At 34.8% G+C, this 24865-nt stretch carries 19 protein-coding genes; 13 read left to right on the plus strand and 6 right to left on the minus strand.

Annotation, left to right across the window (positions count from 1 at the left end; genetic code table 11):
• Nucleotides 1–134 precede the first annotated feature (134 nt).
• The 5 genes from BGI23_RS03080 (at nucleotide 135) to BGI23_RS03100 (ending at nucleotide 8069) form a co-directional block, all read left to right on the plus strand.
• Nucleotides 135–2006, plus strand: a complete 1872-nt coding sequence (locus BGI23_RS03080; protein ID WP_070805185.1) for a glycerophosphoryl diester phosphodiesterase membrane domain-containing protein — start codon at nucleotides 135–137, stop codon at nucleotides 2004–2006.
• 370 nt (nucleotides 2007–2376) lie between these two features.
• Nucleotides 2377–3510, plus strand: a complete 1134-nt coding sequence (gene ald, locus BGI23_RS03085; protein WP_001219742.1) for an alanine dehydrogenase — start codon at nucleotides 2377–2379, stop codon at nucleotides 3508–3510.
• A 103-nt stretch (nucleotides 3511–3613) separates the two neighbouring features.
• Complete coding sequence (locus tag BGI23_RS03090; protein WP_001284877.1) at nucleotides 3614–5029, plus strand: amino acid permease; 1416 nt, start codon at nucleotides 3614–3616, stop codon at nucleotides 5027–5029.
• 266 nt (nucleotides 5030–5295) lie between these two features.
• Nucleotides 5296–5673, plus strand: a complete 378-nt coding sequence (locus BGI23_RS03095; protein WP_000918377.1) for an ArsR/SmtB family transcription factor — start codon at nucleotides 5296–5298, stop codon at nucleotides 5671–5673.
• A 23-nt stretch (nucleotides 5674–5696) separates the two neighbouring features.
• Complete coding sequence (locus BGI23_RS03100; protein WP_070805186.1) at nucleotides 5697–8069, plus strand: heavy metal translocating P-type ATPase; 2373 nt, start codon at nucleotides 5697–5699, stop codon at nucleotides 8067–8069.
• Between the two features lie 352 nt (nucleotides 8070–8421).
• On the opposite strand, the gene BGI23_RS03105 is transcribed toward BGI23_RS03100, so the two are convergent.
• Nucleotides 8422–9885: a nicotinate phosphoribosyltransferase gene (locus tag BGI23_RS03105; RefSeq protein WP_000222900.1), complete on the minus strand. Its 1464-nt coding sequence runs from the start codon at nucleotides 9883–9885 to the stop codon at nucleotides 8422–8424.
• A 200-nt stretch (nucleotides 9886–10085) separates the two neighbouring features.
• Here BGI23_RS03105 and BGI23_RS03110 point away from each other — a divergent pair, with 200 nt between their 5' ends.
• The 3 genes from BGI23_RS03110 to BGI23_RS03115 all read left to right on the plus strand — a co-directional run bounded on the left by BGI23_RS03110 (nucleotide 10086) and on the right by BGI23_RS03115 (nucleotide 13357).
• Nucleotides 10086–11345, plus strand: coding sequence for a helix-turn-helix transcriptional regulator (locus BGI23_RS03110; protein ID WP_070805187.1), 1260 nt, complete (start codon nucleotides 10086–10088; stop codon nucleotides 11343–11345).
• Nucleotides 11346–11359: 14 nt separating this feature from the next.
• Complete coding sequence (locus BGI23_RS28080; RefSeq protein ID WP_000733137.1) at nucleotides 11360–11488, plus strand: NprX family peptide pheromone; 129 nt, start codon at nucleotides 11360–11362, stop codon at nucleotides 11486–11488.
• A 168-nt stretch (nucleotides 11489–11656) separates the two neighbouring features.
• Nucleotides 11657–13357, plus strand: a complete 1701-nt coding sequence (locus tag BGI23_RS03115) for a M4 family metallopeptidase (protein ID WP_070805188.1) — start codon at nucleotides 11657–11659, stop codon at nucleotides 13355–13357.
• Nucleotides 13358–13420: 63 nt separating this feature from the next.
• Here BGI23_RS03115 and BGI23_RS03120 read toward each other — a convergent pair whose 3' ends face one another.
• Complete coding sequence (locus BGI23_RS03120; RefSeq protein ID WP_070805189.1) at nucleotides 13421–13969, minus strand: TVP38/TMEM64 family protein; 549 nt, start codon at nucleotides 13967–13969, stop codon at nucleotides 13421–13423.
• Between the two features lie 377 nt (nucleotides 13970–14346).
• On the opposite strand from BGI23_RS03120, the gene BGI23_RS03130 reads away from it, so the two are divergent.
• Nucleotides 14347–14865 (plus strand): RNase A-like domain-containing lipoprotein, encoded by a 519-nt coding sequence (locus tag BGI23_RS03130; RefSeq protein ID WP_070805191.1) that lies wholly within the window; start codon nucleotides 14347–14349, stop codon nucleotides 14863–14865.
• A 15-nt stretch (nucleotides 14866–14880) separates the two neighbouring features.
• The gene (locus tag BGI23_RS03135; RefSeq protein ID WP_070805192.1) at nucleotides 14881–15153 is read left to right on the plus strand and encodes a hypothetical protein; all 273 of its coding nucleotides are present in this window, start codon (nucleotides 14881–14883) and stop codon (nucleotides 15151–15153) included.
• A gap of 46 nt (nucleotides 15154–15199) precedes the next feature.
• Here the strand turns inward: BGI23_RS03135 and BGI23_RS03140 are convergent, their stop codons facing one another.
• The 3 genes from BGI23_RS03140 to BGI23_RS03150 all read right to left on the minus strand — a co-directional run bounded on the left by BGI23_RS03140 (nucleotide 15200) and on the right by BGI23_RS03150 (nucleotide 19079).
• Nucleotides 15200–16462, minus strand: a complete 1263-nt coding sequence (locus tag BGI23_RS03140) for a VanW family protein (protein ID WP_070805193.1) — start codon at nucleotides 16460–16462, stop codon at nucleotides 15200–15202.
• A 234-nt stretch (nucleotides 16463–16696) separates the two neighbouring features.
• Entirely contained in the window at nucleotides 16697–17713 is a 1017-nt protein-coding gene (locus BGI23_RS03145) for an LCP family protein (RefSeq protein ID WP_070805194.1), read from the minus strand.
• Nucleotides 17714–17900: 187 nt separating this feature from the next.
• Nucleotides 17901–19079: a NupC/NupG family nucleoside CNT transporter gene (locus BGI23_RS03150; RefSeq protein WP_070805195.1), complete on the minus strand. Its 1179-nt coding sequence runs from the start codon at nucleotides 19077–19079 to the stop codon at nucleotides 17901–17903.
• 91 nt (nucleotides 19080–19170) lie between these two features.
• Here BGI23_RS03150 and gloA2 point away from each other — a divergent pair, with 91 nt between their 5' ends.
• The 3 genes from gloA2 to aspA all read left to right on the plus strand — a co-directional run bounded on the left by gloA2 (nucleotide 19171) and on the right by aspA (nucleotide 22559).
• A complete protein-coding gene (gene gloA2 / locus BGI23_RS03155; protein ID WP_070805196.1) occupies nucleotides 19171–19557 on the plus strand; it encodes an SMU1112c/YaeR family gloxylase I-like metalloprotein in 387 nt (128 codons plus the stop codon).
• 107 nt (nucleotides 19558–19664) lie between these two features.
• On the plus strand, nucleotides 19665–20963 hold the full coding sequence (locus BGI23_RS03160; RefSeq protein ID WP_000353305.1) for a hemolysin family protein: 1299 nt from the start codon (nucleotides 19665–19667) through the stop codon (nucleotides 20961–20963).
• Between the two features lie 162 nt (nucleotides 20964–21125).
• The gene (aspA, locus tag BGI23_RS03165; RefSeq protein WP_070805197.1) at nucleotides 21126–22559 is read left to right on the plus strand and encodes an aspartate ammonia-lyase; all 1434 of its coding nucleotides are present in this window, start codon (nucleotides 21126–21128) and stop codon (nucleotides 22557–22559) included.
• Between the two features lie 39 nt (nucleotides 22560–22598).
• Here the strand turns inward: aspA and BGI23_RS03170 are convergent, their stop codons facing one another.
• A complete protein-coding gene (locus BGI23_RS03170; protein ID WP_070805198.1) occupies nucleotides 22599–24218 on the minus strand; it encodes an L-lactate permease in 1620 nt (539 codons plus the stop codon).
• Between the last annotated feature and the right edge of the window lie 647 nt (nucleotides 24219–24865).

The following is a 24865-nucleotide window of genomic DNA, read 5'->3' on the forward strand; positions in this document are numbered from 1 at the left end:
GTATAAGAGTGTTCATGTTAAGCGGAATATATTATTATTATTATTATTATTATTATTATTATTATTAAAGGGATGGGTTAGAAATGGAAATGTGGAATCCATCTCAAATATCGTTTTAGAATGTGGAGGAATATATGCAACACCGTAAAAGACTATCTATACCAGGAGTAATGAGACATTCCTTTCAAACTGTTAGATTTGCCTTTTGGAATGTGTTAACATTCCAACTTGCTTATAAATTGTTAGCAGCGATTGTGTTTATCCCACTTTTTGGTATTATTTTCAATAAGTTGTTGTACTTTGGTGGGTATGCAAACGCAACAAATGACGAGTTATTAGCATTTTTGAAAACACCATACGGAATTTTGGCGATCGTAATTTTATCTATATTGGCATTGTTCCTGATCTTTACAGAGTTTGCAGTACTTATTATCATTTCGTACTTCGCTCATAAAAGGCAAAAGGTGAGATTACGTCCAATTTTATATAAAACAGTAACGTATTTACCTTCTCTGTTTACATATTGCTTACCTGGCTTTGTTTTGTATGCAGTTGTACTATTACCACTATTAAGTATGGGATATAAATCTGCATTGATTCCTGAAATTCAAATTCCTAATTTTATTACAGGTGAACTATTTAAGACAACAATGGGGCAAGTTGGATATTATACTTTCTTTGCTGTAGTTGCCTATTTGAACCTTCGTTGGATTTTTGTTTTACCTATTATCGTTTTAGAGGAGAAGCCGTTCCGTACGGCAGCACGCAAAAGCGCAAACTTAGTAAAAGAAAGCTTCTTTAAAGTTTTGTTCTTTTTAGTAGGTTTTTTCATATCTGTAGGAATTGTTTTTCTTTTATGTGTAGGAGTTTATTTACTTTGTCTGTGGGGAGTATATGAATTTACAAACCCAGAAGGGACATTTGCACTACTAGCAGAGTCAACTATTTCAGTTTTCCTAACAAGTACATTGTATCTATTTAGCTTTATTATGACGCCGTTCTATATTATGGCGTTAACAAGATTGTATTTACAAAAGGTCCCAGTCGAAGATGTTTTATTAGAAGAAGGATTAGATTATTCAAAGACGAAGGCAGATAAATGTTTCTTCCAAAAACATCGTTGGAAATTTATTGGTGTATATATTGTAGGAATTATTACGGCGGGAATGGTTGTTGCTTTCATTGTGACCTTTATTACAAATACATATAAAGAACCGATTATTATGGCTCATCGCGGTTATATTTCAAAAGGTGTAGAAAATACGAAAGAAGCTGTGCAGGGAGCTATTGATGCGAAAGCAGACTACGCTGAAATTGATGTACTACAAACGAAAGACGGTGAACTAGCAGTTATACATGATTTGAAGTTGAAACGTCTTGCCAATGCTAATGTTCATGTTTCGGATTTAACGATGGAAGAGTTAAGGCAGCTTACCCTTAGTCAAGATGGTTTTTCAGGACAAATCAGTACGCTGGATGAAATCATTAAGTTGGCAAAGGGTAAAATCAAACTCAATATTGAAGTGAAGCTTCATGGGGGCGAAAAAGACTTTGTAAACAAAGTATTAAAAACGATTAAAGATAATGAATTTGAGAAGCAATGTGTTATTCAAACGTTACATTACCCGCTTATTAAAGAGTTTAAGCGTGCAAATTCAGATATAAAAGTCGGATATATACTATATGCAAGTAGAGCTAACTTAAAGAATGTGAAAGCTGATTTTTATGTAGCGGAAGAATATATGTTAAATAAGAAGTTAGTAAGAGAAGCAAAGAAGTTAAACAAGCCAATTTACGTATGGACAGTAAATGATATGGAAAGTTTAAAGGGATATTATAAGTTAAACGTAGATGGTATCATTACCGATTACCCTGAATCGGCACGTGAAACAATTAAGATGTTAAAAGAGCAAGAAGCGGAAGAAAGTGATCTGTTTGATAAAATTACGGAAACAACAGATGATTTATTTTCCAAGTTATTTATAAGTTACCCAGCTGCTGGCTAAATGCCTGCAGCTGTTTTTTTTACAAAAAGAATATATCTCTAAAGTATTGTGTAAATTAATAACTGAATATGTATACGGCATCATTGGTATTTCTTACATTGTTACATTATTGTCGAATAATAAATGATTGCTGCTTATTTTAAAGGAGTATAATAAAAATAGAGTGATAGATAATGAGATGGAACAAAGAGGCTAATAGAATCAATGTTTTATATATTTACACTATTCTAAATATATAAACTTTAAAAATGTAGTATGTTAGCGTTTTCATAACTTTTAAGTTATGCTAGAATAAGGACATAAGTTATTAATTATTACAAAAAGAAAAAAGACTTTCTTTTTTCTGTTAATTATAAGGGGGCATTTCATTATGCGTATTGGGGTACCAGCAGAAATTAAAAACAACGAAAACCGTGTGGCAATGACACCAGCAGGTGTTGTACATTTAATTCGTAACAATCACGAAGTATTCATTCAAAAGGGTGCAGGTTTAGGATCTGGTTTCACAGATGCTCAGTATGTTGAAGCAGGAGCGAAAATTGTTGATACAGCTGAAGAAGCTTGGAACATGGAAATGGTTATGAAAGTTAAGGAACCAATTGAAAGCGAATACAAACACTTCAGCGAAGGTTTAATTTTATTCACATACTTACACTTAGCTCCAGAACCAGAATTAACAAAAGCATTAATCGAAAAGAAAGTTGTTTCTATTGCATATGAAACAGTACAATTAGAAAACCGTTCTCTACCATTACTTGCACCTATGAGTGAAGTAGCTGGTCGTATGGCTGCACAAATTGGTGCACAATTCCTTGAGAAGAACAAAGGCGGTAAAGGAATTTTACTTGCAGGTGTTCCAGGGGTTAAACGTGGTAAAGTAACAATCATCGGTGGTGGACAAGCTGGTACAAATGCTGCTAAAATTGCAGTTGGACTAGGTGCGGATGTAACAATCATCGACTTAAGTGCAGAACGTCTTCGTCAATTAGATGACATTTTCGGAAACCAAGTAAAAACTTTAATGTCTAATCCGTACAATATTGCAGAAGCTGTAAAAGAGTCTGATCTTGTAATCGGTGCAGTATTAATCCCAGGTGCAAAAGCGCCAAAACTTGTAACAGAAGAAATGATTAAATCAATGGAACCAGGTTCTGTTGTTGTAGATATCGCGATTGACCAAGGTGGTATTTTCGAAACAACTGACCGAATTACAACTCATGATAACCCAACTTACGAAAAACACGGCGTTGTTCATTATGCAGTTGCAAACATGCCAGGTGCGGTTCCACGTACATCAACTCTTGCATTAACAAACGTAACAGTACCATACGCAGTACAAATTGCTAACAAAGGCTACAAAGAAGCTTGCTTAGGCAACTCTGCATTACTAAAAGGTATTAACACATTAGATGGCTATGTAACATTCGAAGCAGTTGCAGAAGCTCACGGTGTAGAGTACAAAGGTGCTAAAGAATTATTAGAAGCAGAAACAGTATCTTGCTAATACAAGCATTATACAAAACAAAATCGAACAATATATAAACCAACATGATAAGAGCTAAGAGTGAATATCTCTTAGCTCTTCTTGGCAAAAGGGGGCATACATCGTGGCCAACCTATTTAAAAAGAAATCCGTTACGCAATTGTTAGGGGAAAGTAAAAGTAAAACTTTAACGAAAACGCTAGGGGCATTTGACCTAACAATGCTAGGGATTGGTGCGATAATTGGTACAGGAGTACTAGTATTAACAGGATTAGTAGCAGCAAGAGATGCTGGTCCAGCAGTTATCTTTTCATTCATGATTGCAGCGATTGTTTGTGGATTTGCAGCGTTGTGTTATGCAGAAGTTGCATCTACACTTCCGGTTTCAGGTAGTGTGTACACATATTCATATGCGACAATTGGTGAGTTTATTGCCCATCTAATGGGATGGACATTACTATCTGTATATGTCGTAACAACTGCCGCAGTAGCAGGTGGATGGACAGGTTATTTTAATAACTTAGTGAGTGGATTCGGATTAGAAATTCCAACAGAGTTGTTAAAGATTCCATCACAAGGTGGGATCGTGAATTTACCAGCAGTAGTCATTACATTAGTTTTAACTTGGTTACTATCAAGAGGTACGAAAGAAAGTAAGCGTGTGAATAACATAATGGTATTAATTAAAATTGGTATTGTTATTTTATTCATTGCAGTTGGTGCGTTCTACGTACAACCAGAAAACTGGACACCATTTGCACCATACGGTATTAGCGGAATCTTTGCCGGCGGAGCAGCAGTATTCTTTGCTTTCTTAGGATTTGATGCATTAGCAACTTCTGCTGAAGAAGTAAAAAATCCACAACGTGATTTACCGATTGGTATTATTGCTTCGTTAGTTATTTGTACAATTATTTATGTTGTAGTATGTCTCGTTATGACAGGTATGGTTTCTTATAAAGAATTAGATGTACCAGAAGCTATGGCATATGTGTTAGAAGTTGTAGGACAAGATAAAGTAGCGGGTGTAATCGCAGTTGGAGCTGTAATTGGTATTATGGCTGTAATCTTTGCTTACATTTATGCAACAACACGTGTATTCTTCGCGATGAGCCGTGATGGTTTATTACCAAAATCATTTGCGAAAATTAATAAAAAGACAGAAGCACCAGTATTCTCAACTTGGTTAACAGGTATTGGTAGTGCTTTAATTGCTGGATTTATCGATTTAAAAGAATTGTCGAATTTAGCGAATATTGGAGCATTGTTAACATTTGCGATGGTAGGTGTGTCAGTTATTATTCTTCGTAAAACACATCCGAACTTAAAACGTGGCTTTATGGTACCACTTGTACCAACGCTACCGCTTATTTCAATCGCATGTTGTCTATTCTTAATGTTTAACCTACCATTAACAACATGGATCTACTTTGGTATTTGGTTAGCAATTGGAGTAGTTGTATACTTTGTTTATTCGAAAAAGCATAGTCATTTAAAAGACGATGGAAGTTCGCAGGATAATTTAGAACAAGCTAATTAAAAGCTTAGTTAAAAGGGATATAAGTATAGTAAGCCTTGTGCGTCTAGGGAACGCGCAAGGCTTTTTCTTTTGTGTAAAGTGTATATTCTTTTTTGTATGAGAATGTAATGGATGCGGAAAATATGTGTAGATCTTTTTAAAATGTGAACGAAATGTTCAAAAAAATGTATGAGATTTCATTGACACATATGAATGGGCGCTCATATAATAAAGGTATAAGATATATGAATGATTGTTCATATGTTCAAATAAAGAGGTGAGCTATAATGGCTGGAAATAAAGTAGAAACACCACAAGAGACATGTTCTCAAACGATAATTCATGAAGAAGTTGTTGATCAAGTAAAACAAACAATTCCAACGGATGAAAGTTTAAGTAAAGTAGCAGAATTATTTAAAGTATTAGGCGATCGTACACGTACAAGAATATTACATGCGTTATTTGAAGCTGAAATGTGTGTTTGTGATTTAGCGTATTTATTAGGAATGACACAATCATCTATTTCACATCAGCTTCGTGTGTTAAAGCAAGCGAAACTTGTAAAGAATCGTAAAGAAGGAAAGGTCGTTTATTATTCGTTAGCTGACCAACACGTAATTCATATCTTCGAGCAAGCGTTTGAACACGTAAACGAGGAAGAATAAATAGAACGCGAGGAGGGAGAACGATGGCTGAAGCATTAGTGAAAAAGAAACTGATGTTAGAAGGTTTAGATTGTGCAAACTGTGCAATGAAAATTGAAAAAGGCGTTGGGAATATAGAAGGAGTAAATTCTTGCTCTGTAAATTTTGCAACAAAAACAATGGTTTTAGAGACAGAACAAAATAAAGAAAACGAAGTTGTTACAGAAGCAAAACAACTCGTTACAAAATTAGAACCGCACATTAAAGTGCAAGAAGAAAAAAGCACAAAAGTAGCAAAAGAAGTATTTATATTAGAAGGTTTAGATTGCGCAAATTGTGCGATGAAGATTGAAAATAAAGTGAAAGAAATGCCGACTGTTTCAACAGCAACTGTTGATTTCGTATCAAAGAAGTTACGAGTTGAGGTAGCGAATAAAAGAGAATTAGAAGCGACTGTAGCCAATATAACAAATGTCGTTCAAAAGTTAGAACCAGATGTGAAAGTTCTTCGTGAAGAAAAGGGTGGTCATGACCATGGACATAGTCATGATCATGATCATGGTGAAGCAAATGTGAAAAAGATGGTAGGACGATTAGTGGTTGGCGGAATTTTGACAGCAATTGCTGCATTAGCTGGCTTACCACAAATGATCACAATTCCGTTATTCGTCTTTGCGTATGTATTAATTGGTGGAGATATCGTTTGGAGAGCAGTAAGAAACATAACTCGTGGCCAAGTGTTTGATGAGAACTTCTTAATGGCAATTGCAACACTAGGAGCTTTCGCAATTCAACAATACCCAGAAGCGGTTGCAGTAATGTTATTCTATCAAGTAGGAGAACTATTCCAAAGTATTGCGGTAAACCGTTCTCGAAAATCAATTACTTCATTAATGGATATTCGTCCTGATTACGCGAATGTAAAGATTGGAAATGAAACGAAACAAGTATCACCAGAAGATGTACAAATCGGCGATTATATTATCGTGAAACCTGGTGAGAAAGTACCGTTAGACGGAAAAGTAGTTGAAGGAACATCAATGGTAGATACTTCAGCATTGACTGGTGAATCTGTACCACGTGAAGTTGAAATTGGAAATGATGTATTAAGTGGTTTTGTGAACCAAAATGGTGTATTAACAATTGAAGTTACAAAAGAATTTGGTGAATCAACTGTATCAAAAATTTTAGATTTAGTTCAAAATGCAAGCAGTAAAAAAGCGCCAACAGAAAACTTTATTACGAAGTTCGCGCGTTACTACACTCCAGTTGTAGTAATTACAGCAGCGATCATGGCGTTTATTCCACCACTTATTTTAGAAGGAGCTACATTCTCGGATTGGATTTATAGAGCTTTAGTGTTCTTAGTAATTTCTTGTCCGTGTGCGTTAGTTGTATCTATTCCTCTTGGATTCTTTGGAGGTATCGGTGGTGCATCTAAAAGTGGTGTGTTAGTAAAAGGGAGTAACTATTTAGAAGCTTTAAATGATGTGAAATATATTGTTTTTGATAAAACAGGCACATTAACAAAAGGTGTCTTCAAAGTTACAAAAATGGAACCGAGCGAAGGTATTACAAATGAAGAATTATTAGAGTATGCAGCATTTGCTGAAGTGTATTCTAACCATCCAATTGCACAATCGATTCGAAATGCATATGGAAAATCAGTTGATGAAAAAATGATCGATGATTATAACGAAATTTCTGGTCACGGTACAGTCGTAAAAGTACAAGGAAAAGAAATTTTTGCAGGTAATGCTAAATTAATGAGAAAAGAGAACATTACATTTAAGCAACCAGAAACAGTAGGTACATTAGTTCACGTTGCTGTAGATGGAAAATATGCAGGTTATATTGTTATCTCTGATGAGGTAAAAGAAGATTCAAAACAAGCAATTCAAAAGTTAAAAGAACTAGGTATTAAGAAGACAGTCATGTTAACTGGTGATGCAAAACCAGTTGGTGAAGCTGTTGGTAAAGAATTAGGTTTAGATGAAGTTCACGCAGAACTATTACCGCAACAAAAAGTAGAAGAGATTGAAAAAATTGATGCAGCAAAGCATGGAAAAGAAAAAGTTGCTTTCGTTGGTGATGGTATTAATGATACACCGGTATTAGCGAGAGCCGATGTTGGTATTGCGATGGGTGGTTTAGGATCAGATGCAGCAATTGAAGCGGCAGATATCGTTATTATGACTGATGAGCCTTCAAAAATTGCAACAGCTGTAAACATTGCAAAACGTACACGACGCATTGTGTGGCAAAATATTATCTTTGCATTAGGGGTAAAAGGATTAGTTTTACTACTTGGTGCTTTCGGTATTGCAACAATGTGGGAAGCTGTTTTCTCAGATGTTGGTGTAACACTACTGGCAGTGTTAAATGCAATGCGTGTACTACGAGTGAAAGATTTATAAAGTGAAACTTTAATCAGTGGGGGGTTTCATCCCCCGCTGATTATTAGCCTTCACCAATCGGGCTTTTACGGACAGTTGATCCCCCATCTAACGCCCTTGCTTTTGCTGAATTTTGAGGTGGGGGGTCTTACTGCCCGTTAATGCGGGATAAAAAAGAGGACGCAACCTGCGTCCTCCTTTTTAGGTTATTCTGTTGAAATTGACTCAATAAAATAATAACAAATATTATTTCGAAAATAAATAACGTAATATTAAAATTTACAAATAAAAAATATTTGTCTTGTTATTTTAATATATTTTTTACAAAGATATATAGCATTGAAGAAAACAGAGAAGGAGCAACTTCTCTGTTTTATTTTTGTATATTTTTTTCAACTTGTTCTCGAACAGTTTGAATGTAATTCATTTTATGATCCCAGCATTCTTGACTTAAATCGACAGGGTACTCTTCAGGATTTAAAGTTCGCATATACTCTTCCCAAAATAACGCGAGACTCTGTTCATTGTATTTTTGAATATCCAATATGTCAGGTAGTTCATATGTTCTTTCACCGTTAACGAAAATGTCTTTATGCAGTTCGCGCGCTTCAAAGTTTGTTACAAATTTACTTATATACGTGTGAACAGGGTGAAACATTTTTAAGCGTTCTTCTTTTCCTGGTTCTTCACAATCTAATGCAATATAATCGCCTTCTGCATGATCATTAACTCGGTTGATAATGCGATAAATTCGTTTCAGTCCTGGAGTAGTGATTTTTTCCGGGTTAGATGAAATTTTAATTGTATCATTTAACTTTCCATCAGTATCTTCAATCGCAACGAGTTTATAAACAGCCCCTAATGCTGGTTGCTCAAAGGACGTAATCAATTTTGTTCCAACGCCCCATACATCAATTTTTGCTCCTTGAGATTTTAAATGCATAATGGTGTATTCATCTAAATCGCTAGAAGCAATAATTTTTGTATTTGTAAACCCGGCTTCATCTAGTAGTTTTCTTGCCTTTTTAGATAAATAAGCCATATCACCACTATCGAGGCGAATTCCGTAAAAATCGATGCGATCCCCGAACTCTTTTGCCACGCGAATTGCATTTGGAACACCAGATTTTAATGTGTCATATGTATCAACGAGAAAGACGCATTTTTTATGTGTCTCAGCATATTTTTTGAAAGCAACATATTCATCACGGTATGCTTGAACGAAAGAGTGTGCATGTGTGCCGGCTACAGGTATTCCGAAGCGTTTCCCAGCCCGTACGTTACTCGTAGATGAGAAACCACCGATAAAGGCAGCACGTGTACCCCAAAGGGCTGCATCGAACTCGTGGGCACGTCTTGTGCCGAACTCTAAAAGTTCATCGTTATTTGCAGCGTGCTTCATACGAGCTGCTTTCGTTGCAATTAATGTTTGGTAATTCACAATGTTTAACAGGGCGGTTTCAATAATTTGTGCTTCGCCGAGCGGTGCATCGACACGTAATAAAGGCTCGTTATTAAAGACAACTTCACCTTCTTGCATACTTCGAATCGTCCCAGTGAATTTCATATTTTGTAAATACTGAAGAAATTCTTCTTCAAATTGTAATTCTGCTAAATAAGCGATATCGCTTTCGGTAAAGCTGAAGTTTTCTATGTACTCTACAATTTTTTCAAGGCCAGCAAAAACAGCATAACCGTTCTCGAATGGAAGTTTTCGAAAGTATAAATCAAACACCGAGCGGCGGTTATGAATACCATCTTTCCAATATGTATAAGCCATATTAATTTGATATAAATCTGTATGTAAGGCATAGCTATCGTCTTTATAATAAGTCATCGCGAAACCACCTCCATAATTTGGTTATAGTATACCAATTTTTCACCGCTTGTAGCAAAGAATGGATATGAAGGTGTAGTCAAGAGGGAAAAAAATGAAATAATGCATATTTTTTAGAAAATTAACATTTATCAATTTATATTTCTCAAGATTTTATGTATTATTAAAGTAATGGGGGTAAATGAGAATGGAGGAGGACAATGCAACAAACATTAGAAAAAATAGGCAAACAAGTCTTTTACAAACGGCTACAGCAAAAAATGACACAAGAAGAATTATGTCAGGGCATTTGTTCTGTCTCATACTTAAGTAAAATCGAAAATGGAAAGATCGAAGCATCAGAAGAGATTCTACAATTGCTCTGCGCAAGATTAGAAATTGCCGTGACGGATTTGAGAGATGTAGAAGAAGATGTGAAGGTGAAGCTGGATGAATGGTTGAATGCATTAGTTCATTTGGACAAGCCACAAGTAGAACGCATATATGAAGAGCTGCAAGGTGAAATGAAGCATGTTTTGGATTTTGAAATTATAAATTATTATAAGTTACTTTATACGCGGTATTTAATGATGAAGCGAGATTTACCTGCTGTAGAGGAAGAATTGGATAAGTTGAAAAAGGTGTATAAGAAATACTCACCTTTCCAGAAGATGTTATATACGTATAATAAGGCATTGTTATATTCTGTGCAGTACAAATATACACAGGCATTGGAATACTTGTTAAAGACAGAAGCGATGGCGAAAGAGTTAGGTTATTATGAAACAGGAATATATTATAATTTAGCGCTAACTTATAGTCAGATGGAAATAGACCACATGACATTATACTTTGCTAACGTGGCATTAGAAGGCTTTAAAAGTGAATATAAATTCAGAAATATAATTAATTGCAAGTTTTTAATTGCTTTTAGTTACACTAGAAAAAAACAATATAACGAAGCTATGGAAATTTATAATCATATCATAAGGGAAGCGACTTCTTTTGCTGATAAAGATAATATTCTATCTATTGCTTTGAATAATATTGGTTACCTGTATTATCGTCAAAAAAATTATACTAAGGCAAAAGAGTACTATATAGAATGCCTAAAGTATAAAAAAGAAGAGGATATGAACTATATTGATGCTATGTATGAGCTTTCGTTACAGTGTATTCAATTAGGAGAAATTGAGGAAGCGGCTAAATGGATTGAAAAAGGCATCATTGCTGCAAGAAAAGATGATAGATATAAAGGGATGCTATATTTATTATTAAGTTTACGATACAAGCATTTTGAAGAAAGGGATGTTTATAAAAAATTTCTAGAAATAGAAGTAGTTCCTTTCTTTAAAGCAGAGGAAAATATAAAAGATTTAAAGAAAATATACTTAGAACTAGCTGAATACTTAGAAGAATGTTCAGATTTTAAAGAAAGTAATCGCTACTATAAGTTAGCGATAAATTTATTAGAAGAGTAAGGAGGAGAAATAATATGAAAAAGTTAATTGCAGGAACATTTGTAGTTATGGCGATTGCGGCGGTGGTATTGGATATTCAGTATGCATGGAAGCCAGATACTCTTGGTCAAGAAGCTAAAACAGTTCAACAAATTAATTCATAATTAAAAACCCCTTTCCAACCGGAAAGGGGTTTTTTCAATATTTGTTCCTCAAAATTCTACAAAACTTGAGAAAAAAATTAATTGAATTTTTAGTATATTAATAGTGGAAACATAATGCTAATATGAAACTACTCTTTTTCAAAAAATAATTTATTAGGGGGAAGGTTCATGAAAAAGAAAAGTTTAGCGTTAGTGTTAGCGACAGGAATGGCAGTTACAACGTTTGGAGGGACAGGCTCTGCATTTGCAGATTCTAAAAATGTGCTCTCTACGAAGAAGTACAATGAGACAGTACAGTCACCGGAGTTTATTTCTGGGGATCTAACTGGAGCAACTGGTAAGAAAGCAGAATCTGTTGTGTTTGATTACTTAAACGCAGCAAAAGGTGATTACAAGTTAGGGGAAAAGAGTGCGCAAGATTCTTTCAAAGTGAAACAAGTGAAGAAAGATGCTGTAACTGATTCAACAGTAGTACGTTTGCAACAAGTATATGAAGGAGTACCTGTATGGGGTTCTACGCAAGTAGCTCATGTGAGTAAAGATGGCTCTTTAAAAGTATTGTCTGGAACAGTTGCGGCTGATTTAGATAAAAAAGACAAGCTGAAAAATAAAAATAAGATTGAAGGCGCAAAAGCAATTGAAATTGCGCAAAAAGATTTAGGGATTACACCTAAATATGAGGTAGAACCAAAAGCGGACTTATATGTATATCAAAATGGTGAAGATACAACATACGCATATGTTGTGAATTTAAACTTCTTAGATCCAAGTCCAGGAAACTACTACTATTTCATTGAGGCAGAAAGCGGTAAAGTATTAAATAAGTTTAATACAATCGATCATGTGACAAATGATGATAAGTCACCAGTTAAACAAGAGGCTCCTAAGCAAGATGCAAAAGCAGTTGTAAAGCCTGTAACAGGAACAAATAAAGTAGGAACTGGTAAAGGGGTATTAGGAGATACGAAGTCGCTTAATACAACATTATCTGGTTCATCTTACTATTTACAAGATAATACACGCGGAGCAACAATTTTCACATATGATGCGAAAAACCGCTCAACATTACCAGGAACATTATGGGCAGATGCAGATAATGTTTTCAATGCAGCGTATGATGCAGCAGCAGTAGATGCTCATTACTATGCAGGTAAAACATATGATTACTATAAAGCTACATTTAATAGAAATTCTATTAATGATGCAGGAGCACCGTTAAAATCAACAGTTCATTACGGAAGTAATTATAATAATGCATTCTGGAACGGATCACAAATGGTATACGGAGATGGTGATGGTGTAACGTTCACTTCATTATCTGGTGGAATTGATGTAATTGGTCACGAATTAACGCATGCAGTTACGGAAAATAGTTCTAATTTAATTTATCAAAATGAATCAGGAGCTTTAAATGAAGCGATTTCTGATATTTTTGGTACTTTAGTAGAATTCTATGATAACCGTAACCCAGATTGGGAGATTGGTGAAGATATTTACACACCTGGTAAAGCGGGAGATGCGCTTCGTTCTATGAGTGACCCTACAAAGTATGGTGACCCAGATCATTATTCTAAGCGTTACACGGGTTCAAGTGATAACGGTGGGGTTCATACAAACAGTGGCATTATTAATAAACAAGCTTATTTATTAGCAAATGGCGGTACACATTACGGTGTAACTGTAACTGGTATCGGTAAAGATAAGCTAGGTGCAATCTATTACCGTGCAAACACACAATATTTCACGCAATCTACTACATTTAGTCAAGCGCGTGCTGGTGCGGTACAAGCTGCAGCTGATTTATATGGTGCGAATTCTGCAGAAGTAGCAGCAGTTAAGCAATCATTTAGTGCTGTTGGTATCAACTAAGGTTTTAGAGGATAGCTATTAATAAAATACCTCAAAAATAAAGAAGGAGCATAGGCTCCTTCTTTATTTTTTTCTCCATTTTTTCCACAAATAATACAACCCAATGCAACCTGCGATTGTAACAATCCACTTCGCTTCATTTGTTCCGTTCATGACATGATAAGCAGAATATACCTCGATTAATAATGCCGGTATTTTACCTATTGTACTGGCAATACTGAAGGATAGTAATGACATTTTGCCTAGAGCTGCAAATAAAGTCACGATACTAGACGGAATGAAAGGAATGAGGCGGAACGATAGGACGAGTAGAAAGGCCTCTCTACCTTCTACATAAAGTAGGTGTTCTACCTTTGGATACTTATTTACTTTGCTGTGAGTGAATTTCTGAAGACCTATACGATAAATATAAAACGAGATAATAGCCCCTAATGCCTCACCAGCGATCGAAATAATAGTTCCATTTGCTACACCAAAGAGCTGTATGTTAATAGCGGTCAAAAAAATACTAGGGATAACACCTAAAAGACTAATGACTATGTTGATTAAGATACTAAGTGGAATTGCGATTGAATAATAGTCTGTTAAGAAGTTTTGAATTGTTTCAGCCATTGTTTAAAATCCTTTATCTTTTTTTGCATTACACCATATTTCCATTGTATAGGCAAGTGCAAATTTACATAATGTAGAAAACGTTGATAAAACACCATTAATATACCTTGTATAGGTATTGGGTATGTGTGATAAGGGGTATATTTCAGTGACTTAAAAAACACCAAATAAACCCTTTGTTTAAAGGCTTTATTTGGTGTTTTTATAGGTATTTAAAATCGGGAAATAATTATAAAAATATAGGGGTATATTTATAAAAGGTCAAAAATAGCGGTTTTATGAAAAATAGATGAGGAATTTGAAAAATGTATATGTTTTTTCGGTGTGAAATTGACTTTTAGTGAAGTTACGATAATAATCATGAAAGAGGTGATATGATGAAACGAATAAGTAGTCTTTTCGTGAGTAGTTTATTGGCACTCATGTTAATCTTAAGTGGATGTGCAGGAAAAGAACAAAAAACAGAGAAACAAACAGGGAATCAATCGACATCAGTAGAAAAAATTAGTGATAATATTTTAGATGAAATGGAAGGGCCACCTAAAAATGGTCATACGATTGAAAGACATGTAGGCAAATCAGAAGAGGATTTGAAGAATCGCTTGAAGACAGATAAAGTATCAGCAGCAAGTACATACTATGACAAGGAAACAGCGACGAAAGCTGTAAAAGATAGTTTGAAGCAGCATGATAAGGAAATTCAAGATTGGTTAAAAAATTCTAAAGAGGCTCGTCTCGTATTAAATACAACACATTCATTCCCGGTTGGAAAAACGGTAATAAAGAAAAATATGAATGTAAAAGACAAGTTAGTCAAAACTGTTACTGTTTTAGCGAGAGATAAGTCAGGAGATTTAGGATATAAGATCATTACTTCTTATCCATCTGATAAATAAGAAGGGGGAGTAAATATGTATACGACATTACAATATTTTTTCAAATCGTATTGTACGTTAAGTATCCATGAAGATGAAATAGTAGGCGTGATGGAAGAGTTTATAGAGCAAGAAGACGAAGAAATTGTTTTGAAATTACGTGATGAATTATTATATATGAAGAAAAAGGATGCTTGGGAAGAGGCGTGCGTACTAGCTGCGAAGCAAGGAAATCGTATGTGGTCGTTAGAAGAAACGAAAGACCACCTTACAACCTTTTTAGTATTATTGCAAAAGAAAAAGGCGTGACTTATTCACGCCTTTTCTTTTTGGAATTTGTTCGTTTAATAGTGTCTTATTGTTTTGGAGCGCTTTTATATACGCTTTTTGAAATTTGCCCATTAGATATTACTTCACCGTTTTGTGTAACTTTTTTATATGTAACTGCTGTTATTTTATCATTAGTCCTACTAATTACTTGAGAAGAAACTTCAACATTTTTACCAGTATTTGTGCCGAAAATACGTGTAGTAATACTACCTCCATTTGAAAATGCTTGAATATAAATATGATTGCCTGTATTGTTTTTAAATTTTAAATCTGGACCATAATCTGCTACTGCTGCATCTTGCCCAAGTGGTAAATAATTTACGGGCATAGAATGATTGCTTCGAGAAACAATTCCTAAATCTGCTCTTAAAGCTGCGCTATATAAAGTACTACTCACTTGGCAAACGCCTCCGCCTGCACTTTGTATAACTTTCCCTTGTGAATATACAGCTGCGGATTTATAACCATGAGCAGCATCCGTTACGCCAACGCGGCCATTAAAACTAAATGTTTCATCAGGTGCGACAATCACTCCACTTAAAGTATTAGCTGACTTATTTACGTTAAAGGATTGATTCCCATTACGGCCAGCCATTGGAGTTGAATATTCAGCAATTACTTCTTTAATCCCCATTTTCTGTATATCTTCTGTAGAACGTTCAGGCTTTAATAGTGTAACGGGTAATGTAACGTCAGATGTGCCAGAAGTAATGGCTTGCCGCGTTAAATCAGTTAACTTTTCTTTATCGATTTTTTCTCCATTTTGGCTCTGGCTAATATTTACTGTAGTGCCTTCAATATTTAATTCAGCATTAACGGGATTTTTTAATGTTTCATTATATTTATCCTTCATAAAGCTTTTATAAGCAGTTGTATTTAATTGAGGTGTTAATTTATAGGCACGTTTTAATTCACCGTTCTCAGCTTGTTTCCGCATTTTATAACGATTTATTGCGTTGCCTTCTTGTTCTTTAAAGATTTTGTCGATAATATCTTTTTCTTTATAATTTATCCCTAAATCTTTCCATGTGTAAGTTTGTTTATCGTTTTGGAATATGTACGTAAGTGATTTTTGATCTAATTCAGTGATTTTTTGATTAATAATAGCTTGAATATCTTTTTTATTTTTTCCATCGAGAGAAATACCTTCAAATGTAGTATTGGGTAATGCAGTAGTATCTAATTGATTATTTAGTTTGGATACATATTGATATCCGCCAACACCGCCAACACAAAGTAATATGCCTCCAGCAATTGCAGAACCGATCAGTATTTTACTTAGCTTCATGTATTTCCCCCCAGAAATTTTTGTATAAATATATGTATTACATTTTTTGTATAAAAATGATGAAAATAACATTATGTACGTACTAGTATACTATTATTTTCACTATGTGCGTAATGTTTTTATAAAAAATGTTACACTGTTGTAATAATTGTCTCTTTTTGTCACAATGTGTATGAAAAATATGTTGAAAATTATAATAAAAAGGCTGTCTAGAAAGTTCTAGCAGCCTTTTTATTATAATTTTTTATGTTCATTTTTATTCGTAACACCGAGATGTTCTTGTAGTGTTGTCGAAATCGTATTGATGCTTTTTTCGTTTGGAACGTAATAATAAATACCACCTATATATTTATCAGTACCTTCTACTTGCATTTTGTCCATTTTTAAATTGGAATCCATTGAATTTTTTGCAATTGTCATCATATCATCAAAAGTTAAATTTGTTTTTAAGTCTTTATCGACAGCGTCTAATAGACCACCGATCTTATTAATGGAATTAAGTGATAGTGCTTTTTGAGCGATAGCTTCTAAAACAAGTTGTTGTCGTTGACCGCGCATATAATCACTATCGATATGACGAGTTCTTGCTAGTGCCAGTGCTTCCTCTCCATTTAAATGTTGACGTCCCTTTTTAAGGTGAACAGCATCTGCTTCATCTTTACTATTTTGTTCTGTGAACTCCACTGGAACATCTACAGTAATTCCACCAAGGGAATCGACAATTTTGATAAAGGATTTAAAGTTGAATTTTACATAGTAATCAACTGGAACATCTAAAAAGTTCTCTACCGTATCAATCGTGCTATCTACACCACCGAATACGTGCGCATGTGTAATTTTATCGTATTTATCACGTGATTTAATGTATACACGTGAATCACGTGGAATACTGACAAGCTTAACAGATTTATCGTTTTTATTAATTGTGGCAAGTAATAGTGCATCTGTACGAGTTGCTTTTCCGTAATTTTTGTCCCTGATTTCACTTTCATCAACTCCCATAATGAGTACAGAAATGTTATCAGTCATAGGTTTAACGGCTTTTTCACGTTTGCTGGATTTATCCCCACGGCCCAGTTCAGAATAGGCATTACTTAACACAGACTTTGCTTTACTGTATATATGGAAGGAATAGCCTCCGGCTCCAAGTGCTACAACCAGTAATGGAATAAGCAGGAACCAAAGTAGGCGTTTTTTCTTTGAGCGTCCTTTTTTGGCTCGAGTATCTTTGTTCATATCGGATTTCATCATTTTTTCTCCTTTAAAACTATCAAAGTATATACATCTAGAAGCGCATTTAAACACATAAAAAATATTGTACGCTAAATAAAAGCGATTGTACATGTATAAAAAATAGATGTCTTGATTATTTATAAAGACATCTATTCGTTATTGTATACAAAAGATAGGGAGAAGAAAATGATAAAATTTTACCTAATTACAACATAATGCTTACGATAATTGCAGATAAAATGCTAACGAGAGTTGCTCCGTATAGTAATTTAAGGCCAAATCTGGCAACGACGTTTCCTTGTTCTTCGTTTAATCCTTTTACCGCACCTGAAATAATGCCGATAGAAGAAAAGTTGGCAAAAGAGACGAGGAAGACAGAAATAATACCAACTGTACGAGGAGAAAGGCTATTAGAAATTTTACTAAGATCCATCATGGCTACAAATTCATTCGTTACAAGCTTCGTTGCCATAATGCTACCAGCCGAGACAATTTCGGAACTTGGTACACCGATAAGAAATGCAATTGGTGCAAAGACGTAGCCGATTAATTGCTGGAAAGTAATGCCGAATATAATGAGGAATAGATCATTAATGCAGCTAATTAATGCGACGAATCCGATAAGCATAGCACCGACAACGATAGCTACTCGAAAGCCATCTAGAATGTACTCTCCAAGCATTTCAAAAAAGCTTTGCTTTTCGCCTTTTATTTCTAAAATATCTTCGTCATCCCTCACGTCGTAAGGGTTAATGATAAGTACGATAATAAAGCCGCTAAATAAATTGAGAACGAGTGCGGTTACTACATATTTAGGTTCGATCATTGTCATATAGGCACCTACGATAGACATAGATACAGTTGACATGGCAGATGCACAAAGTGTATAAAGACGGTGTTTTGGAATTTGAGCTAATTGTTTTTTGACCGTAATAAAAACTTCTGATTGGCCGACAATGGCAGAAGCGATAGCATTGTAAGACTCTAATTTCCCAAGACCATTTATTTTGCTAAGGAAGTAACCGATCCAACGAATGAAAAATGGTAGTATTTTGAAATGTTGCAGTATACCAATTAAGACGGAAATGAAGACAATTGGTAATAAGACAGTAAGGAAAAAGGGCATTTCACCTTTATTGGCAAGGCCGCCAAATACGAAGTTTATACCATCAGCAGCATACTCGAGTAGCTTTGTAAACAGACTGGAAATGACCCGAATAAGTATGAGACCGATTTCTGTATTTAATAACAAATAGGTTAAAATTAACTGTATAATAAGCATGATGAAAATAGGTTTCAATTTAATATGTTTCTTATTGTTACTAGCAATATAAGCAAGGAAGAAAACAACGATAAGTCCTACGAAAAAAGTAATAAATTTCATAGTAAGCCCCCTAATAGAGATATTCTGCTATATATGTTTTTCATTTCAAGGGAGAATATGCATCTTTGGTAAAGAAAGGAATAGAGAGAGTATGAATATATGTAGAGTACACCACGTTGCAATTATTTGTTCAAATTATGATGTGTCAAAATATTTTTATACTAGGATATTAGGTTTTGAAGAGGTAAATGAGGTATATAGAAAGGAACGAGATTCTTATAAGTTAGATTTATGTGTAGGGGGAGAGTATCAAATTGAATTATTTTCATTCCCAAGTCCGCCTGAGCGCCCGAGTTTTCCAGAAGCGTCTGGACTTAGACATTTAGCATTTGCTGTTACAAATATAGAAGAGGCTGTAAAACATTTAAACGAATGTGGTGTTGAAACTGAGTCGATACGTATTGATGAAATAACCGGAAAAAAATTTGTTTTTTTCCAAGATCCGGATGGTTTACCTTTAGAATTGTATGAGGTTTGAAATTGGTGAATTTTATATAGGGTTGCTTTTGAGTAAATGAAGAAACTAAAGTGAAACTTCTTTTTTAAAGGAGGTGTCACTTTAGCTAAGAAAGCTAAAGGATATATGTGGATATTTTAAAATTACTGATGGTAGTCATTCTTATTGCATTAACAGGTTTTTTTGTAGCTGTTGAGTTTGCAATTATTAAGGTGCGTAGCAGTCGTATTGACCAACTCGTTAGTGAGAAACGACGAGGAGCATTGGCAGCAAAAAAAGTAACTTCAAATTTAGATGAATATTTATCAGCATGTCAGTTAGGTATTACCATTACCGCTTTAGGGCTTGGGTGGTTAGGCGAGCCGACTATAAAACATTTACTAGAGCCGTTGTTTTTAAAACTACACCTATCTTCTGCAATTGCAAGTACAGTTTCGTTTATTATTGCTTTTGCAGTTATTACGTTTTTACATGTTGTTATTGGTGAACTTGCTCCAAAGACGTTCGCGATACAAAGAGCAGAGCAAGTTAGCTTATTATTATCGAAACCACTTATTTATTTTTACCGAGTAATGTATCCGTTTATTTGGGCTTTAAATGGTTCAGCAAGGCTTGTAACAGGGTTATTCGGATTACATCCAGCTTCTGAACATGAAGTTGCTCATTCGGAAGAAGAATTACGATTAATCTTATCTGAGAGTTATGAGAGCGGAGAGATTAATCAAAGGGAATTTAAATATGTAAATAATATTTTTGAATTTGATAATAGAGTGGCAAAGGAAATTATGGTGCCTCGTACGGAAGTTGTAGGTTTATATGAGGACGAACCATTTGAAACACATATTAAAATAATCGCACAAGAAAAATATACGAGGTATCCTGTATTTGGTGAAGATAAAGATGAAATCATTGGAATGGTTAATGTAAAGGATTTATTTATTCGTTATATGGATGGTAATCGGGACGAGGAGTGTTCGATTATGCCATATACAAGGCCGGTCATTGAAGTGCTAGAAAATATTCCAATTCATGATTTACTATTACAAATGCAAAGAAAACACATTCCATTAGCTGTGTTGTATGATGAATATGGTGGGACAGCTGGGATTGTTACATTAGAAGATATTTTAGAAGAAATTGTTGGGGAAATTCGAGATGAATACGATGAAGATGAACACCCGCCTATAGAGCATATAAGTGAAGGGTGTAAAATCGTAGAGGGGAAAGTGCTTATTAGTGAAGTAAATGATTTATTTGGCATACACTTAATCGCTGATGATGTAGATACAATTGGTGGGTGGATTATGGTACAAAAGCAAATCGTTGCTGAAGGAGATATTATTGAAAAACACGGCTTTTCTTTTAAAGTTCTGGAAAAAGATATGCATCAAATTAAACGAGTGGAAATAAAGAAGGGAGAAGAATGATTTTCTATAAAAGGTATATATAGAAAATTAAATGTTTGCGCTTTCAAAAAAGGTACTATATAGTGAAGGTGGACACTGAAAAATTCTTCTGAATGATACTCGTATTTTTAGAGGGCGAATTTTTTAAATAGGGATTTAGAATGAAAAGTATAGGTGATGAAAATGATAGCAACGAAGGATATACGTATAGAAAAAGATTTTTTAGGTGAAAAGGAAGTACCAAGTAGAGCTTATTACGGTGTACAAACATTACGTGCGGTAGAAAACTTCCCGATTACAGGATATCGCATCCATCCGTCACTCATTACGGCAATGGCAATTGTGAAAAAAGCGGCGGCACTTGCAAATATCGATACTGGTTACTTAGCGAAAGACATTGGGCACGAAATTGCAGAGGCAGCGCAAGAAATTGTTGATGGAAAATTCCATGATCAATTTATCGTAGATCCAATTCAGGGCGGTGCTGGAACTTCTATTAATATGAATACGAATGAAGTAATTGCTAATCGAGCGTTAGAACGTATGGGATATGAAAAAGGCGAGTATGCAAAAATTAGCCCAAATACGCATGTAAACATGGCTCAGTCAACGAATGATGCGTTCCCAACGGGAATTCATATTGCAACTCTTATGATGTTAGAAGAACTTCTTATTACAATGGAAGAACTTCATGCTACTTTCCGTGCAAAAGCAAACGAGTTCGATCACGTTATTAAAATGGGACGTACGCATTTACAAGATGCTGTTCCGATTCGTCTTGGACAAGAATTTGAAGCGTATAGCAGAGTGCTTGCGCGTGATATAAAAAGAATTAAACAGTCTCGCCAACATTTATATGAAGTGAATATGGGGGCGACAGCTGTTGGTACGGGATTAAATGCAAACCCTACCTACATTGAACAAGTGGTTAAACACTTGCGAACATTTAGCGGATTCCCACTTGTTGGTGCAGAACATTTGGTTGATGCAACGCAAAATACAGATGCATACACAGAAGTATCTGCAGCATTAAAAGTATGTATGATGAACATGTCTAAAATTGCGAATGACCTTCGTATTATGGCATCTGGTCCACGTGTTGGATTAGCAGAAATTCAATTACCAGCTCGTCAACCAGGTTCATCTATTATGCCGGGGAAAGTAAATCCTGTTATGGCAGAAGTAATTAATCAAGTTGCTTTTCAAGTAATTGGTAATGATCATACAATTTGCTTAGCGTCAGAAGCAGGACAATTAGAGTTAAACGTAATGGAGCCTGTGCTCGTATTTAATTTAATTCAATCTATTAGTATTATGAATAACGGATTCCGTGTATTCCGTGAATATTGTATTAAAGGAATTACAGCAAATGAAGAACTGCTGAAGCAATATGTTGAGAAAAGTGTTGGAATTATTACGGCAGTTAACCCTCATATTGGTTATGAAGCAGCATCTCGCATTGCACGTGAAGCAATTGAAACAGGAAAATCTGTTAGGGAGCTATGTTTAGAGCATGGTGTACTGACAGAAGAAGAATTGGATATTATTTTAGATCCATTCGAAATGACGCATCCTGAAATTGCTGGGGCTTCTTTATTAAAGGATAAGAAGATGTAATGTGAAAAACACCGATCCATTTGGATCGGTGTTTTATTTTTAAAAGATATTAAATACAGCGTTTAATTGAAGTAAGCTAATGATAGCTAAGAAGATTAAACTGTATTTCATTGCTGTTTTAAATAGGGCAGATTCTTTACCAACTAGTCCAACTGCTGCACAAGCAACTGCTACAGATTGAGGTGAAACCATTTTTGCCATTGTACCACCTACTACGTTTAAGGCAACAAGAGTAGAAGGAACGATGTTTAATTGATCTGCAGTTACTGCTTGAAGCGGTGCGAATAATGAACCACTTGATACTACTGATCCTGTAATGAATACGCCGATCCATCCTAAGATTGGAGAAAGAATTGGGAATGCATTACCAGTAGAAGAGAATGCAAGTCCAAGTGTAGATGACATACCAGAGTAGTTTTCTACGTAAGCTAACGCGATAACGCTACAGATTGTATATACTGGAGCTTTTAGCTCTTTCATTGTTTCAACCATTAATTCTTTAACCATTTTACCTTTAACGCGGTACACGATAAGTGAAACGATAATTGCTAATACGATTGCAGTAGTTGTAGATGAGAATACATCAAATTTGAAAACAGCTGCGAAAGGTGTATCAGCTTTTGTAATTGGTGTAGTTTTCATAACAGCATTATGAAGACCAGGGAATTGAATGTTAAATACTAAGTTTGCTAGTGCACCATCCGGAGCAAATAAAGCTTTAATTGGTTTTAAATTAAAGATTGTTACGAATGCAGTTAAGAATACGAATGGAGACCAAGCATATAAAATTTGATTGAATGTATGAGATTCTTTTTCTTCTTGTTTTTCTTCTTTAGCAGAAGATTTTGGCTGCCAAACACGTAAGAATAATGCAAGAGAGATCATACTTACAACGGCTGCGAAAATATTAGTAAGTTCTGCACCTAAGAAGTAAGTTACAACGAACTGAGTAATTGCGAAAGAAATACCACTTACAAGAATACCTTGCCAAGTTTCTTTAATACCTTTAATTCCATCGACCATTGAAACAAGTAAGAAAGGTAATACAATACTAATGAATGGTAAAATAAGAACAGTTTGACGACCGATAGTTAATGCATCAAGTTCAGTTAATTGTGCTGGTACTGTAACTGGGATACCCATAGCACCCATAGCACCACCAGCAATATTAGCTACTAAACAAATACCTGCTGCTTTTAATGGATTAAAGCCCATACCTACAAGTAGTGCAGCTGTAATAGCAACTGGAACACCTAGACCAGCTGCGCCTTCTAAGAAAGCACCGAAAGAATAAGCGATTAATAATACTTGTAAACGTTGATCATTTGTAATACTTGAAATACTATCACGAATGATGTTGAATTGCTCTGTTTTAACAGTTAATTTGTAAAGGAAAATTGCTGCGATAACGATAGTACAAATTGGGTAAAATCCGGATAAAATACCGAATCCGGCAGATGCTACAGCTACTGTTGCTGGCATTTTATAAACGAATATAGCAAGAATAATAGCGACAATCACACTGTAAAGCCCAGCGATATAACTTTTCATTTTCAGTCCCATTAAACAAATGATGAAGCAAAAAATTGGAAGTGCTGCGATTAGAGCAGATAACCAAATATTGTTTAATGGGTCATAAATTTGTGTCCAAGTACTCATAATAATGACAACTCCTATCTATTTTATGTGAAGAAATTCACATTATTTGTGAAACTATTCACAATCAACTTACATGCTTAGTATATTCTCCTTCAACACTATTGTCAACGTGAAAAAGTATAATTATTCCATAATAGTGTTAAAAGAAATGCTTTGTTCATAAAGTAGACAAAAAGCCCACTCAAATCTATTTGAGTGGGTGAGATAAATGATTTGCATATTCTTTACTTAGAGTTGTTTATACATTATTGATCCTACAGCTCTATAATAGAGACCGTCTTTGTATTAAATATAGAGCTGCAGAATGTACCGCTCGCCCTATTTGATCAAGTTAGGAGTGGGACAGGAAATGTATTTAATAGGAAGTATTCCATCATAGTTCAAGCTAGTGAATATGAATTAAAAAGTAATAAGTTAATATTTAATGTTACGGCAGCTTTTTTTACTGAAAATTCCTTTTAGCGTAACAAAGAGGTTAAATATAACCCAAATACGTTACGATAGGTTATCAATTATAGACGGTATTTTACAATATCATTACTGCACATTGCAATGAGGTAAAAATATAACAAAAAGCCTGATAAAACAACGTTTGCAAGCAAAGTATTTGCAGTCCGTTGTTTTGCTTTTTCGTTATATCATATAGT

Origin of the sequence: Bacillus sp. ABP14 (genome assembly GCF_001831375.1) — a bacterium.
GTDB classification, from domain to species: domain Bacteria; phylum Bacillota; class Bacilli; order Bacillales; family Bacillaceae_G; genus Bacillus_A; species Bacillus_A paranthracis.

Coding starts and splice junctions, on each gene's coding strand:
- BGI23_RS03170 (WP_070805198.1), bottom strand. CDS start 24,218: ATGAGTACTTGGACACAAATTTATGACCCATTAAACAATATTTGGTTA.
- BGI23_RS03145 (WP_070805194.1), bottom strand. CDS start 17,713: ATGATGAAATCCGATATGAACAAAGATACTCGAGCCAAAAAAGGACGC.
- BGI23_RS03115 (WP_070805188.1), top strand. CDS start 11,657: ATGAAAAAGAAAAGTTTAGCGTTAGTGTTAGCGACAGGAATGGCAGTT.
- aspA (WP_070805197.1), top strand. CDS start 21,126: ATGATAGCAACGAAGGATATACGTATAGAAAAAGATTTTTTAGGTGAA.
- ald (WP_001219742.1), top strand. CDS start 2,377: ATGCGTATTGGGGTACCAGCAGAAATTAAAAACAACGAAAACCGTGTG.
- BGI23_RS03130 (WP_070805191.1), top strand. CDS start 14,347: ATGAAACGAATAAGTAGTCTTTTCGTGAGTAGTTTATTGGCACTCATG.
- BGI23_RS28080 (WP_000733137.1), top strand. CDS start 11,360: ATGAAAAAGTTAATTGCAGGAACATTTGTAGTTATGGCGATTGCGGCG.
- BGI23_RS03095 (WP_000918377.1), top strand. CDS start 5,296: ATGGCTGGAAATAAAGTAGAAACACCACAAGAGACATGTTCTCAAACG.
- BGI23_RS03080 (WP_070805185.1), top strand. CDS start 135: ATGCAACACCGTAAAAGACTATCTATACCAGGAGTAATGAGACATTCC.
- BGI23_RS03150 (WP_070805195.1), bottom strand. CDS start 19,079: ATGAAATTTATTACTTTTTTCGTAGGACTTATCGTTGTTTTCTTCCTT.
- BGI23_RS03105 (WP_000222900.1), bottom strand. CDS start 9,885: ATGACTTATTATAAAGACGATAGCTATGCCTTACATACAGATTTATAT.
- BGI23_RS03140 (WP_070805193.1), bottom strand. CDS start 16,462: ATGAAGCTAAGTAAAATACTGATCGGTTCTGCAATTGCTGGAGGCATA.
- BGI23_RS03100 (WP_070805186.1), top strand. CDS start 5,697: ATGGCTGAAGCATTAGTGAAAAAGAAACTGATGTTAGAAGGTTTAGAT.
- BGI23_RS03135 (WP_070805192.1), top strand. CDS start 14,881: ATGTATACGACATTACAATATTTTTTCAAATCGTATTGTACGTTAAGT.
- BGI23_RS03110 (WP_070805187.1), top strand. CDS start 10,086: ATGCAACAAACATTAGAAAAAATAGGCAAACAAGTCTTTTACAAACGG.
- BGI23_RS03120 (WP_070805189.1), bottom strand. CDS start 13,969: ATGGCTGAAACAATTCAAAACTTCTTAACAGACTATTATTCAATCGCA.
- gloA2 (WP_070805196.1), top strand. CDS start 19,171: ATGAATATATGTAGAGTACACCACGTTGCAATTATTTGTTCAAATTAT.